This is a genomic window from Type-E symbiont of Plautia stali (genome assembly GCF_059731115.1).
Genome location: NZ_AP035906.1, coordinates 853105 through 865994, shown reverse-complemented (window position 1 = coordinate 865994; position 12890 = coordinate 853105). Strand labels below are relative to the sequence as shown.

General features: G+C 53.8%; 11 protein-coding genes. 7 read left to right on the top strand and 4 right to left on the bottom strand.

Going from position 1 to position 12890, the window contains the following annotated elements; all coding sequences use genetic code 11:
• The first annotated feature begins 31 nt into the window (after window positions 1-31).
• The 4 genes from glnD (at window position 32) to AC6I8L_RS03810 (ending at window position 5122) form a co-directional block, all read left to right on the top strand.
• A complete protein-coding gene (gene glnD, locus AC6I8L_RS03825) occupies window positions 32-2686 on the top strand; it encodes a bifunctional uridylyltransferase/uridylyl-removing protein GlnD (protein ID WP_058962066.1) in 2655 nt (884 codons plus the stop codon).
• 76 nt (window positions 2687-2762) lie between these two features.
• On the top strand, window positions 2763-3587 hold the full coding sequence (gene dapD / locus AC6I8L_RS03820; RefSeq protein WP_038648942.1) for a 2,3,4,5-tetrahydropyridine-2,6-dicarboxylate N-succinyltransferase: 825 nt from the start codon (window positions 2763-2765) through the stop codon (window positions 3585-3587).
• A 294-nt stretch (window positions 3588-3881) separates the two neighbouring features.
• Complete coding sequence (locus tag AC6I8L_RS03815) at window positions 3882-4274, top strand: DUF3461 family protein (protein ID WP_034829501.1); 393 nt, start codon at window positions 3882-3884, stop codon at window positions 4272-4274.
• Window positions 4275-4417: 143 nt separating this feature from the next.
• On the top strand, window positions 4418-5122 hold the full coding sequence (locus AC6I8L_RS03810; protein WP_058962067.1) for a FadR/GntR family transcriptional regulator: 705 nt from the start codon (window positions 4418-4420) through the stop codon (window positions 5120-5122).
• An 8-nt stretch (window positions 5123-5130) separates the two neighbouring features.
• Here the strand turns inward: AC6I8L_RS03810 and AC6I8L_RS03805 are convergent, their stop codons facing one another.
• The 4 genes from AC6I8L_RS03805 to dgt form a co-directional block, all read right to left on the bottom strand.
• Entirely contained in the window at window positions 5131-6399 is a 1269-nt protein-coding gene (locus tag AC6I8L_RS03805; protein WP_058962068.1) for an alginate lyase family protein, read from the bottom strand.
• A 25-nt stretch (window positions 6400-6424) separates the two neighbouring features.
• The gene (locus tag AC6I8L_RS03800) at window positions 6425-7582 is read right to left on the bottom strand and encodes a CdaR family transcriptional regulator (RefSeq protein ID WP_034829508.1); all 1158 of its coding nucleotides are present in this window, start codon (window positions 7580-7582) and stop codon (window positions 6425-6427) included.
• Between the two features lie 241 nt (window positions 7583-7823).
• On the bottom strand, window positions 7824-9269 hold the full coding sequence (gene degP / locus AC6I8L_RS03795; RefSeq protein WP_058962069.1) for a serine endoprotease DegP: 1446 nt from the start codon (window positions 9267-9269) through the stop codon (window positions 7824-7826).
• 136 nt (window positions 9270-9405) lie between these two features.
• On the bottom strand, window positions 9406-10899 hold the full coding sequence (gene dgt, locus AC6I8L_RS03790) for a dGTPase (RefSeq protein ID WP_058962070.1): 1494 nt from the start codon (window positions 10897-10899) through the stop codon (window positions 9406-9408).
• 98 nt (window positions 10900-10997) lie between these two features.
• Here dgt and mtnN point away from each other — a divergent pair, with 98 nt between their 5' ends.
• The 3 genes from mtnN (at window position 10998) to AC6I8L_RS03775 (ending at window position 12857) form a co-directional block, all read left to right on the top strand.
• The gene (mtnN, locus tag AC6I8L_RS03785; protein WP_166934113.1) at window positions 10998-11696 is read left to right on the top strand and encodes a 5'-methylthioadenosine/S-adenosylhomocysteine nucleosidase; all 699 of its coding nucleotides are present in this window, start codon (window positions 10998-11000) and stop codon (window positions 11694-11696) included.
• Entirely contained in the window at window positions 11689-12498 is an 810-nt protein-coding gene (btuF, locus tag AC6I8L_RS03780; RefSeq protein ID WP_479398035.1) for a vitamin B12 ABC transporter substrate-binding protein BtuF, read from the top strand. Before mtnN ends, btuF begins: the two co-directional genes overlap by 8 nt.
• Before the next feature lie 107 nt (window positions 12499-12605).
• On the top strand, window positions 12606-12857 hold the full coding sequence (locus AC6I8L_RS03775; RefSeq protein WP_034829521.1) for a hypothetical protein: 252 nt from the start codon (window positions 12606-12608) through the stop codon (window positions 12855-12857).
• The last annotated feature ends 33 nt before the right edge of the window (window positions 12858-12890 follow it).

Genomic DNA, 12890 nt, shown 5'->3' with positions numbered 1-12890 from the left:
GCCTTTTTTATGGCGCTTACGAGGCATGTCGATGAGTGGTAGCGTGACCGAAGCAGTACACAAAGGCCTGACTGATTCCCCCGCCAGCTGGCCCGATGAAGCCCTGACGCGTGACAAATTAAAACTCTATCTGGAGCAATTCCAGCAGCATCTCGGTATGGCCTTTGATGCCGGTACTGACGTTGAATCACTGATTGATGCCCGCACGCTATTTATCGATCGTCTGTTGCGCCGACTGTGGCGCTTCTACGGCTTCGATAAAATGAAAGAGATTGCGTTGGTTGCGGTGGGCGGCTATGGCCGTGGTGAACTGCATCCGCTCTCCGATATCGATGTCTTGATACTCAGCCGCCAGCCACTGGATGATGCGGCCGCGCAACGCACCAGCGAACTCCTGACGCTGATGTGGGATTTAAAACTCGAAGTTGGCCACAGTGTGCGCACGCTGGAAGAGTGTTTACTGGAGGGGTTGTCCGATCTTACTGTCGCGACCAACCTGATCGAATCCCGCATGCTGACAGGCGATGTCGCCCTGTTCCTTGAGTTGCAGAAGAACATTTTCAGCGATGGCTTCTGGCCGTCCTCTCGCTTTTTCGCGGCCAAGATTGAAGAGCAGCAGGAACGTCATCAGCGCTACCACGGCACCAGCTACAATCTCGAACCCGATATTAAAAGCAGCCCGGGCGGCCTGCGCGACATCCACACCTTACAGTGGGTGGCGCGCCGCCATTTCGGTGCCACCACCATGGATGAAATGGTCGGTTTTGGCTTTATCACGGAAGCCGAACGTAATGAGATCAATGAATGCCAGGAGTTCCTCTGGCGAATTCGCTTCGCGCTGCACTTAACGCTCACACGCTACGACAATCGATTGTTGTTTGATCGCCAGCTCACTGTGGCACAGCGGCTCAACTATCTCGGCGAAGGCAATGAGCCGGTTGAGCGCATGATGAAAGATTTTTACCGGGTGACGCGCCGCATTGGTGAGCTCAATCAGATGCTGCTGCAGCTGTTTGATGAAGCGATCCTCGCGCTCTCCACCACCGAGAAACCGCGCAGCATTGATGATGATTTCCAACTGCGCGGCAATTTGATTGATCTGCGTGACCCCACGTTGTTCGAACGTGAACCGCAGGCCATTCTGCGCATGTTCTATGTGATGGTACGTAATGAGAACATCACCGGCATTTACTCCACCACGCTACGTCATTTACGCCATGCGCGTCGTCATCTGAAGCAGCCGCTGTGCCAGATTGCCGAAGCGCGTGACACCTTTATGGCGATTCTGCGCCATCCGGGCGCGGTAAAGCGGGCGCTGGTGCCGATGCATCGCCACAGTGTCCTTTGGGCGTATACGCCGCTGTGGGGCAATATTGTCGGCCAGATGCAGTTTGACCTGTTCCATGCTTACACGGTGGATGAGCACACCATTCGCGTCCTGCAAAAGCTGGAAAGTTTCGCCAACGAAGCCACGCGTCCGATGCACCCATTGTGTGTAGAACTCTGGCCGCGTTTGCCACAGATCGAACTGCTGCTGATGGCTGCCTTATTGCACGATATTGCCAAAGGGCGCGGCGGTGACCACTCGATTCTGGGGGCGCAGGACGCGCTTGATTTTGCCGAATTGCACGGGCTCAACTCGCGGGAAACGCAGTTGGTGGCCTGGCTGGTGCGCCATCATCTGTTGATGTCGGTCACCGCCCAGCGCCGTGATATTCAGGACCCGACGGTGATTCAGCAATTCGCTGAAGTCATGCAGAATGAAAACCGCCTGCGTTATCTGGTGTGTCTCACCGTGGCCGACATCTGCGCCACTAACGAAAGTCTGTGGAACAGCTGGAAGCAGAGCCTGCTGCGTGAATTGTTCTTCGCGACCGAAAAACAGCTGCGTCGCGGTATGGAAAACAGCCCGGACTTGCGCGAACGCGTGCGTCATCATCGCTTACAGGCTCTCGCGCTGTTGCGGATGGAAAACCTTAACGAAGAGCGCCTGCACCATATCTGGAGCCGCTGCCGTGCTGACTATTTCCTGCGTCACACGCCGAATCAACTGGCATGGCACGCACGTCATCTGATCGACCATGACCTTACAAAGCCGCTGGTGCTGGTCAGCCCGCAGGCCACTCGCGGCGGGACTGAAATCTTTATCTGGAGCCCGGACCGCCCTCACCTGTTTGCCGCAGTAGCCGGTGAGCTGGACCGCCGCAATCTGAGCGTGCACGATGCTCAGATCTTTACCAGCCGCGACGGCATGGCGATGGATACCTTTATTGTGCTGGAACCGGATGGCAGTCCGCTGGCCGCCGATCGTCATCCGATGATTATGCAGGCACTGGAGCAAGCGATTACCCAAACCGAGTGGGTGCCGCCGCGCACGCGTCGCCAGTCTGCACGCCTTAAGCACTTCAGTGTCGATACCGAAGTGAATTTCCTGCCGACGCACACCGATCGTCGTAGCTATCTGGAGCTGGTCGCGCTGGATCAACCAGGCTTGCTGGCGCGTGTAGGGGAAGTGTTTGCCGACCTCGGTGTGTCACTGCACGGCGCGCGCATCAGTACGATTGGCGAACGAGTTGAGGATCTTTTCATCCTGGCGGACAGCGAACGGCGCGCACTTGATGTCGAAATGCGCAATGTGCTGCAACAACGGTTGACAGAGGCCCTCAATCCAAACGATAAAGTGTGACCGCAATCGATTTATCGACTTAATTCTCTGTGTCAGCGCGACGCTGGCACCCGTATGACAGACTCAGGAAATTATTATGCAACAGTTACAGAGCGTTATTGAATCTGCCTTTGAGCGCCGCGCCGATATCACGCCAGCCAGCGTGGACAGCGTGACCCGTGAAGCCATCGAACAGGTTATTGGCCTGCTGGATAGCGGCGAACTGCGCGTGTCTGAAAAGATCAACGGGGAGTGGGTAACGCATCAGTGGCTGAAGAAAGCAGTACTGCTGTCGTTCCGCATCAATGACAACCAGGTGATGGAAGGCGCAGAAACCCGTTTCTACGACAAAGTCCCAATGAAGTTCGCGAACTGGGATGAAGCACGCTTCAAAAATGCGGGCTTCCGCGTTGTTCCCCCTGCTGCCGTGCGTCAGGGCGCGTTCATTGCACGTAACACCGTGCTGATGCCTTCTTACGTTAACATCGGCGCTTACGTTGATGAAGGCACCATGGTTGACACCTGGGCCACCGTGGGTTCTTGTGCCCAGATCGGTAAAAACGTTCACCTGTCTGGCGGCGTCGGCATCGGCGGTGTTCTGGAGCCACTGCAGGCTAACCCAACCATCATCGAAGACAACTGCTTCATCGGCGCACGTTCTGAAATCGTTGAAGGCGTGATCGTGGAAGAAGGTTCAGTGATCTCCATGGGCGTTTACATCGGTCAGAGCACCAAAATCTACGATCGTGAAACTGGCGAAGTGCATTACGGCCGCGTGCCAGCGGGTTCAGTGGTGGTATCGGGCAACCTGCCGTCTAAAGATGGTAGCTACAGCCTGTACTGCGCCGTAATTGTGAAGAAAGTGGACGCTAAAACGCTGGCGAAAACCGGCATCAACGAACTGCTGCGTACCATCGACTAAGTCAGAAATTAGTCCGGTTGCCCTGCCAACGGGCCTGTATTCTGGCCCGTAATTTTTTCTTTACACTCTTACCTAAACTACCTGCTTCGCGCCGCGAATTATCTGGTGCGTTTATTTTTCAAACAGTTCATAATCCGCGCCAGTTAACTCCGGTCGCGCACTGTTCATCCCGGTTTTTGTGTCTACAGTTGATTAAGTATGCCGTAAGCGTTCCGGTTGCTGCGTATCTGCCGCATCCCGAATGATGATGATAGTCCTGCGCGCTCACCCACTCTTAGATGGAATATAAACGCTATGTACGACAACCTGAAAAGCTTAGGTATCAGCTCTCCTGAAGACATCGACCGTTACAGCCTGCGTCAGGAAGCCAGCAACGACATTCTGAAAATCTACTTCCGCAAAGACAAAGGTGAATTCTTCGCCAAAAGCGTGAAATTCAAATACCCGCGTCAGCGCAAAACTGTCGTCGCCGATCACACCAGCCAGGGCTATAAGGAAGTACAGGAAATCAGCCCGAACCTGCGTTACGTGATCGATGAACTGGACCAGATTTGCCAGCGCGATCAGGTCGAAGTCGATCTGAAACGCAAAATCCTCGCGGATCTGCGTCATCTGGAAAACGTGGTATCCAATAAGATCGCTGAAATTGAATCCGATCTGGATCAACTGACCCGCAACGGTCGTTAATTTCCTCCCCGCGTTCCCAGGGCCAGCTTATGCTGGCCTTTTTTTTGCCTTAATTCAGTTTTATCTGGGCCTGTTTCACCTATCTGAATTCATAATCCCTGGCTAGTATCGGGTTATGTCTGACTTCAGGTATCACAAAATCCATGCAATTTGCAGCCATCACCTCAGGACAGCGCGGTCTGGATGTTCATATCGCCGGTGACCTCGCGCAAAAAATTCTCTCTGGAACGCTAAAGGCTGGTGATGTTCTGCCCAGCGAAGTCGAGTTGTGTAGCCACTTTGGCGTCAGCAGAACTGCCGTGCGTGAGGCCCTCAAACTCCTCTCTTCGAAGGGATTAATAGAATCGCGTCCCAAACTCGGCACGCATGTGCGCGATCGCACATACTGGAATCTGCTTGATGTGCAGCTGCTGGAATGGATGCAGGGCATCGAATCTACGGCAGAGATGTATCAACAGTTTCTGGACTTCCGTGAGGCTATCGAACCGCAAGCTGCCAGACTGGCTGCGCTACACGCTACGCAGGCACAACGCACCGAACTTTCTCTGTTATTTCGCGAAATGATCGCTGTTTGCGCTGCGAGTAAATTCGATCTTGCTCGCTGGCTGGAGGCAGACAGTGCCTTTCATCGCCTGATCTTTCACTCTACCGACAACTGTTTTTACATCCCGTTAGGTAATTTGCTGGAAACCATCTTTAAATGCTTTTTTACCTGGCCTTCCAGCGCGCAGGATATTTTTTTGGACGAGCACCGCAAGATTTATGAAGCGATCATGATCGGCGATGCCGATGCAGCGCACAGGGCATCGATGAATTTAATGCTTAACAGCACACAGCCTCGGCTATAACTTTCCCCTCACCGATACGTGGGTGGCCGAGATAACAACCACAGATCACGCAGCGCTTCTCTTTCCGCACCGCGCGCTGCTGGGCTGATAGGAGCCGCCGATTGCGTTTCGATTGCGCGATGAATCCAGGGCTGATAACGGTCGCTGTTCAGGCTGCGATCCGTGAGCGAGAGCAGTGGAATCAAGCGCAGACTGACACGATCGCGATTTTTCCATGGCCAGGTTTTGCTGTCATCACTAAACGGTGCCATATAATTCAGCGCACTCAACAATGAACCGCTCTGCTGTTGATAGTGCCAAAGATCGCCCGCGCCGCTTCGCTGTGCCAGTTGCGCGAGGCTGGTCAGAGACTGCAAATTGAAATAGCTATAGTGGAACGAGCGTGTGCGTGCCAGTTCCATTGGCTGCGTTCCGTCCGCACGAATTTGCCCGGCGATTTTATCCTGAGCTAAAACCACCATCTGCTTAATCACCTGAGGTTGATGCAAATACCACGCGATGCCCGCCACCTGTGCGGCATACCAACTGCCATGGTTATTAGGTGCATCACGCTCGCCTTGTGCCAACTGACTGTGCAATAGCCAGCCGAGATAATCGCTAAACCATGCATGTATCGCAGCCTGATCCTGCGGGTGCCAGCCGGGCGAATCGTGCAGTAGCTGCAGTGCATCCACTATGCGCGTGGCAAAGTAACGCCCATCCAGCACACCGGTGTGTCGGCCCTCAGCCTTACCCGGCACACCCTGAGCATAATTAAGATTGGGATTCATGCGGGTGGTGGGATCGATGAACCAGCTGCGAATCATCGATTGGGCTTTGGCTGCATAACGGGTTTCGCCGGAGAAATACCAGGCAAGCGCCAATGCCTGCACGTCTGCGGTGAAACGAGCCAGACGCACACCATCGCTTTGGTCGTTTTTACTCGCCGGATTGACCGCACCATCGCGGCGTACCCATGGCAATCCATTGGGCTTGTCGGGATTCGGCCACCAGTAGGCACTCAGGCTGAGATAATCATGGCGGGAACCGCTGGGAGGTAACATCCCTTTCTGCGTCACGCTGGGATTGGGCTGTTTAAGCGCGCGATCGGCAGCCTGCTTGAGTTGCTGCCACGCCCGCTCTGTCTGTGGCGCAGCCTGATGATTTTGCAGCGCAGTTCGCGTCTGTTGCATCTCTTCGCCAGATAAAAAGGCCAGCGAAACAGCTTTGGCATGACAGGTCGCGGTCATCAGCAAGCCGGCCAACAGCCAAATCAGGCGCACATTCAATCGGGGCATCTTCCTCTCCTGGCCCTGCTAAGGGTTAGCTCTGTTCATCCAGTTGCAGCGCCACATACAGCAACAATCGATCGTCAAAATTGCCGAGGTTTAATCCGGTTAGCTCGGAGATGCGGTTCAGGCGATACTCGAGCGTATTACGATGGATAAATAGTGCGCGTGCCGTGGCGCTGGGCTGCACGTTATGACTGAACCACGCCACCAGCGTACGTCGCAATAATCCATTATTATCATTGGCTTTGAGTTTCGCCAACGGACGCGCCAGTTCATTCGCTTGCCAGCCACCGCGCAGGCTATCCAGCAGTACGGGCAGCACCAAATCCTGATAGAAGAAGCTGCGCTGTTCCGGCATGCGCTGTTTGCCCACCATCATGGTAGTACGCGCCGTACGGTAGGAACGTGCAATACTGCCGGGACCGGTAAAGAAATTGCCGAGCGCGATGCGCATCCGCACCTGCCCACTCTCTTTCATACGCTGTAATAACTGATCCACGCGACGGCGGTGATCGTCTTGATCGTAACGGCCGTGGGCATTGAGCGCCGGCTTCAACACCACCATTTCAGTGAGTGAAACGATAGCAATCAGGTTGTCACGATCCGGCGTTGTCAGCAGAGTTTGTAAATGCTGCAATTCCGACATCGCACTGTCAACGCCAAGCTGGCCGCTGTCGACTTCCACCACCGCCACCACGCGCGGTTGATTGAGATCGATGCCCAGGCGCTGCGCCCACTCACTCAGCGCAGGTGAAAGAGTGTCGCTGCGGATCAAATTCAGCACCAGCTCTTCGCGCAAACGACTGTCCTGCGCCAGCATGTGCAACAGCCGCGCTTGTTCCAGCATCATTTCGGCGGTCATACACACCAGTTCACCGTAGTGACGCAGTGCTGCTGGCTGACCGGTCAGGCCGATAACGCCGACAATCTCGCCGTCAATACGCAACGGCAGGTTGATGCCCGGACGTACGCCATGCAGATGTTTCGCCACGGCCTCATCAATGTCCACCACCCTTCCCTGTGACAACACCAGCAGCGCACCTTCGTGCAATTCGCCAATACGCTCACGATCGCCGCTGCCAATAATGCGGCCGCGTGCATCCATCACGTTGACATTGCTGTCAATAATTTGCATGGTGCGGGCAACAATATCCTGAGCCAGTCGCGCATCGAGATGATAGGTGGCCATCAATCACTCCAGAGAAAGGGAAGAATTGACAGAATACGCATCCCACGCACGGCTGGCATTGTGCAACTGCACATAGCCGGATAGAGAATACGGGAATTGCGGTAGGCGTCACATTGCACAACGGACATTTGCACAATCCGGACAACGTTAAAGTGGTGCTGATGCTAGCGAATAGCGCTGCTGCGCCATACAAAAACAAAAAAGGCGAGCCGAAGCTCGCCTGTTCTCAATTATCTAAAACTTACTGCATCAGCAGATAGAGGCTGCTGTCGCCACGCTGCACGTTCAGGGCCAGCACCGACGGTTTGGTGTCAAGGATTTTGCGCAGTTCACCAAGGTTGGCAATCGCCTGCTGGTTAACGCCCCTAATCACGTCACCTTTCTTCAGACCAATACGCGCTGCAGCACTACCTGCCTTCACATTATCCACGCGCACGCCTTTCTGGCCGTTGCTGTCGATGTTGCTCAGGTCGGCACCTTCAATGCCGGTGTAGATCGTGGCGGACTGCACTTTTTCCTGCGAGCTCTGCTGCAGTTCAACCGTAATCGTCACCGGTTTACCGTCACGTAACAGACCCAGCTGCAGTTTAGTGCCCACTGGCAGTGAACCCACTTCTGCACGCAGTGCGGCAAAACTGGTCAGCGGTTTGCCATTCATCGACACCACGACATCGCCGGCTTTCACACCCGCTTTTGCCGCTGCCGAGTTAGGCAGGACCTGGCTCACAAAGGCACCGCGCTGGGCATCGACTTTCATCGCTTTCGCCAGCTCAGAGTTAAGCTCGGTACCCATAATGCCCAGCTCGCCACGCTTCACCTGACCATACTCGATCATCTGCGCCGTCAGGTTTTTCACCATCGCGCTTGGGATAGCAAAGCCGATACCGATATTGCCGCCGTCTGGCGCCAGAATCGCGGTGTTAATCCCAATCAGTTCACCGTTCAGGTTCACCAGCGCACCACCAGAGTTACCACGGTTGATGGCGGCATCGGTCTGGATGAAGTTCTCGTAGTTCTCGACGTTCAAGCCGCTGCGGCCCAACGCTGAAACGATACCGGAGGTCACCGTTTCGCCGAGTCCATACGGGTTACCGATCGCTACCGTGTAATCACCGACACGTAAGTCATCGGAGTCAGCAATCTTAATCGCCGTCAGGTTCCTGGCGTCCTGCAGTTGAATTAGAGCAATATCAGACTGCGGATCTTTACCAATCACTTTGGCGTCATAGCGACGGCCATCGCTCAGCTGCACCTGAATTTTGGTGGCGTTATCTACCACATGGTTGTTGGTGACGACATAGCCTTTATCGGCATTAATCACGACACCCGAACCGAGTGCACGGAATTTTTGCTGCTGGGTGTTGGCGCCGCCGTTGTCACCGCCCTGGCTGCCATCACCGCCGCCCTGGCACATTGGCGAGCTTTGGAATGGCGAACCGTCCTGGCAGAATGGCGAGTTATCACCAAAGAATTGCTGGAATTGCTGCGGCATGCGCGGGGTTTTCACCGTGGTGCTGCCTTCAACGCTAATACTCACCACGGAAGGCATCACTTTTTCCAGCATCGGCGCCAGGCTTGGCAACTGTTGGTTCGAGGAGGAAGCACTTTCCGCCGCGAAACTGACAGGGCTCAATGCCATGCCCAGACTAAGCGCCAGCGCACTTAACATTAATGTGCTTTTTTTCATTTGTCTGTGTCTCTCTAAGATTTACGGCCAGACCATTGCTGTGGTCGTGATGGTGAGATTAAGTTTTTAGCGCGAAGTTCCTAATGAAGTTTTGGGTAAAGGTAAAAATTTATTCTTCATCTTTACAAAACTCTGCTTATTCCACGGCCATCAAACGACGATACTCATCCCACGCATAATTGTCTGTCATTCCGCTGATATAGTCCTGAATCAAGCGCGAACGGTAATAACGCTCCCACAACAAACGTTGATATTTATGCTCGACAATCAGTGTACGCATCTGCTGCTGATAAGCTTTGCGATGTTTTCCTGAAAGCTTATGAAACAGTCGCGTTTCTATCGGATATTTCGGCAGAAAATCGTCGTTCATCAGCGTAGTAAATTGTTCATAATCCAGCAACATTAATGACTGATAGATTTCCAGCAACCCTTTTATTACCCGATAACCTTGTAATTCGAGTTGCTCAACTTCCGGATGATTAAATACCTGCTGGCGCGCCACGGTTTTAAATAATTTCAACAGACGGCCTTCATCACCGTCATCTTCCAGCAGCGCATGATTGAAGTTTCCTTCAAAAATAGCCGGGAGATTTTCGACAAAACGGCGCACGGCATGGCTAACCAACACATTTTGCACGTTAACCCGTAATGACATGAAAAATTGATCGCTCAGGCTACGGCGTTTTTTCTGGTTGGCTTCTTTCCATGCCTCGCTCACTGTGCGACTGAACGCATCACCACTATTTACCGGCCCCCAGGCTTTGAGCAGAGACGTATACAAAGTCTCAACATCAAAAATATCTTTTTCGACCGCATCATCTAAATCGGCAATACAGTAAGAGATATCGTCCGCGGCTTCCATAATCCAGGTGAGAGGATAGCGATGATGCTCTTTAATATGGGTCGCTGCGCGTAAGTCAGCCACATATTCACGCTCGGACAAATAAAAACCTGGCTTCTTCATCAGCACGCTAAATTCTGCCGGCTTATCGCCCTGCCACCATGCGGGGGCGGTATATTTTAAAATACAGGCCACCTGCGCATAGCTAAGATTGAGCTGCAGCAGCGTATGCACCAGGCGAATCGCCTGCGCATTGCCTTCGAAGTGGCACAAATCCTGACGAATCATTGCATTTAGCTGGTCAAAATCAGTGCGCTGATGCTCATCTGCCACGCCCGCCACCAGCGGGTCCACGAGTTCAAGAGGCAGATTGTCGTCAAACCAGTCATTGATCGCAGCTTCACCAAAGTGACCAAACGGCGGATTACCCACATCATGCAGCAGGCAGGCCATCTCAATCAGACTCTCAAACGCGCCTTCAAACTCATCCAGCCCGTAATTTGCCAGTCCACCGCCCTGCGTTTTCAGGTATTGCAGGATCTCTTTGGTGATATAGCGCCCGGTTTGCTGCACTTCCAGCGAGTGGGTCAAACGTGAACGCACCGCTGCATTACGCTCCAGAGGAAATACCTGAGTCTTTTGTTGCAGGCGGCGGATCGCGGCAGAATTGATGATGCGGCCACGGTCACTCTCAAAGTGCCGTGTAATAAAGTATTCGCCCTCTGGATCTTTGCGGCTGGTATAAGGGCGGGTGAAACTGATCTTATTTTTGAAATTGATCGGCGCCATCATTACCCCTTATTTTTTGGTGAATTCATCCTCTGCCAGCCATGGTAGACTATGCCTCACTTTTAAGCTTTACATCCATAACTACAGCGAGATTCTTTATGAAAGCAGGCATTATTGGCGCGATGGAGCAGGAAGTCACCCTGCTGCGTGACAAAATCGAAAACCGTCAGACGCTGACGCTGGCTGGTTGTGAAATTTATACCGGCACGCTGAACGGTGTTGAGGTTGCTCTGCTGAAATCAGGCATTGGTAAAACCGCGGCGGCGCTCGGTACTACCCTGTTGCTGGAGCTGTGCAAACCCGACCTGGTGATCAATACCGGCTCTGCGGGTGGTCTGGCCGCTTCACTGAAAGTGGGCGATATCGTGGTTTCCGATGAAGTGCGTTATCACGATGCCGACGTGACCGCATTTGGTTACGAACCGGGTCAGATGGCCGGTTGCCCGGCAGCCTTTGTGGCGGATGAAAAACTGATCGCCGCTGCAGAGCAGGTGATTAAGCAGTTGGATCTCAACGCGGTGCGCGGTTTAGTGGTCAGCGGTGATGCCTTCATCAACGGTGCTGAGCCACTGGCACGCATTCGCACCACCTTCCCACTGGCGATCGCCGTGGAGATGGAGGCCACCGCCATCGGTCACGTTTGCCACCAGTTCAAGGTGCCGTTTGTTGTGGTGCGTGCAATTTCCGATGTCGCGGACAAAGAATCCCACCTGAGCTTTGATGAGTTCCTGGTTGTTGCCGCTAAACAATCGTCACTGATGGTTGAAAACCTGCTGGCACAGCTGGCGCGTGGCTAAATATTGGCTACTGGGGCTATTGCTGATCGGCAATAGCCTGTTTGCTGCTGCCCCACGCGTTATCACGCTATCGCCCCATCTGACCGAACTGGCTTTTGCAGCGGGCATTACGCCGGTGGCGGTGAGTGCTTATTCGGATTTCCCGGCGCAGGCCAATCAGCTGGAGCAGGTGGCAAACTGGCAGGGCATCAAAGTCGAGCGCATCCTGCAACTGAAACCGGATGTGGTGCTGGCCTGGCGCGGTGGTAATCCACAGCGGCAGATCGACCAACTGCAACGTTTAGGCGTTAAGGTTGAGTGGATCGATCCGCAATCTATCGATCAGATGATTGATGCGTTAGCAGCGCTAAAACAGTGGAGTCCACAACCTCAGCAGGCAGAAGCTGCCGCAAAGGCACTACGTCAGCAAGAGGATGATCTGCGTAAACAGTATCAACAGCGCACGCCAATTCCACTGTTTCTGCAGTTCGGCCAGCAGCCGCTGTTTACAGCCTCACGCAACACGCTGCAAAACGAGGTAATCACCCTGTGCGGTGGCAAAAATATCTTTGCCGACAGCCGTGTCAGCTGGCCGCAGGTGAGTCGTGAGCAAGTATTAGCACGTCATCCTCAGGCGATTGTGATCGGCGGTGGCCCCGCGCAAGCCGCGAATATCGTGAAATTCTGGCAGCCACAACTGACGGTGCCGGTGATTGCCATTAACGATGACTGGCTGAGTCGACCGGGTCCACGTATCCTGCTGGCAGCCAAACAGCTGTGTGCAGATTTACATCCGGCGAAAAATAGCACCAAAAAAGATTAAAGATTCGGCAAAAATTGTCGAAAATCAAAATACAGGGCACTGCGGCCACGTATGCTCAGTGCCCTTTTTGCGCAACGCGCAACTTTTGACTTCACCAGGAATTATCAATGACCAGAGCACTGCTCCTGGCCATAGGGCTTGCGATGGCTGCGCCAATTGGCGCGGCGACCTCCACCGGCTCTATTGCCGTCACGTTGACCATATTTTCCCGCTGCGATATCTCACGGCAAAGCGAACAAACATTGCCATCGATTGATTGTGGACGTCACTTCAGTGCACAGCCGCGCGTGACCGAAAGCGTGTTAAAGCGCGATGCGAAGCGTCGTGAGTCGTCACGATTAGTGACTGTAGAGTGGTAACGTTCTGACCGCCAGAGCGGCGGTCAGAAAAGG

What these genes read in the sequence shown, in the direction of transcription:
- AC6I8L_RS03810 (WP_058962067.1), top strand. Translation starts at nt 4,418, where the DNA reads ATGCAATTTGCAGCCATCACCTCAGGACAGCGCGGTCTGGATGTTCAT.
- mtnN (WP_166934113.1), top strand. Translation starts at nt 10,998, where the DNA reads ATGAAAGCAGGCATTATTGGCGCGATGGAGCAGGAAGTCACCCTGCTG.
- AC6I8L_RS03815 (WP_034829501.1), top strand. Translation starts at nt 3,882, where the DNA reads ATGTACGACAACCTGAAAAGCTTAGGTATCAGCTCTCCTGAAGACATC.
- degP (WP_058962069.1), bottom strand. Translation starts at nt 9,269, where the DNA reads ATGAAAAAAAGCACATTAATGTTAAGTGCGCTGGCGCTTAGTCTGGGC.
- dapD (WP_038648942.1), top strand. Translation starts at nt 2,763, where the DNA reads ATGCAACAGTTACAGAGCGTTATTGAATCTGCCTTTGAGCGCCGCGCC.
- AC6I8L_RS03805 (WP_058962068.1), bottom strand. Translation starts at nt 6,399, where the DNA reads ATGCCCCGATTGAATGTGCGCCTGATTTGGCTGTTGGCCGGCTTGCTG.
- glnD (WP_058962066.1), top strand. Translation starts at nt 32, where the DNA reads ATGAGTGGTAGCGTGACCGAAGCAGTACACAAAGGCCTGACTGATTCC.
- dgt (WP_058962070.1), bottom strand. Translation starts at nt 10,899, where the DNA reads ATGGCGCCGATCAATTTCAAAAATAAGATCAGTTTCACCCGCCCTTAT.
- AC6I8L_RS03800 (WP_034829508.1), bottom strand. Translation starts at nt 7,582, where the DNA reads ATGGCCACCTATCATCTCGATGCGCGACTGGCTCAGGATATTGTTGCC.
- AC6I8L_RS03775 (WP_034829521.1), top strand. Translation starts at nt 12,606, where the DNA reads ATGACCAGAGCACTGCTCCTGGCCATAGGGCTTGCGATGGCTGCGCCA.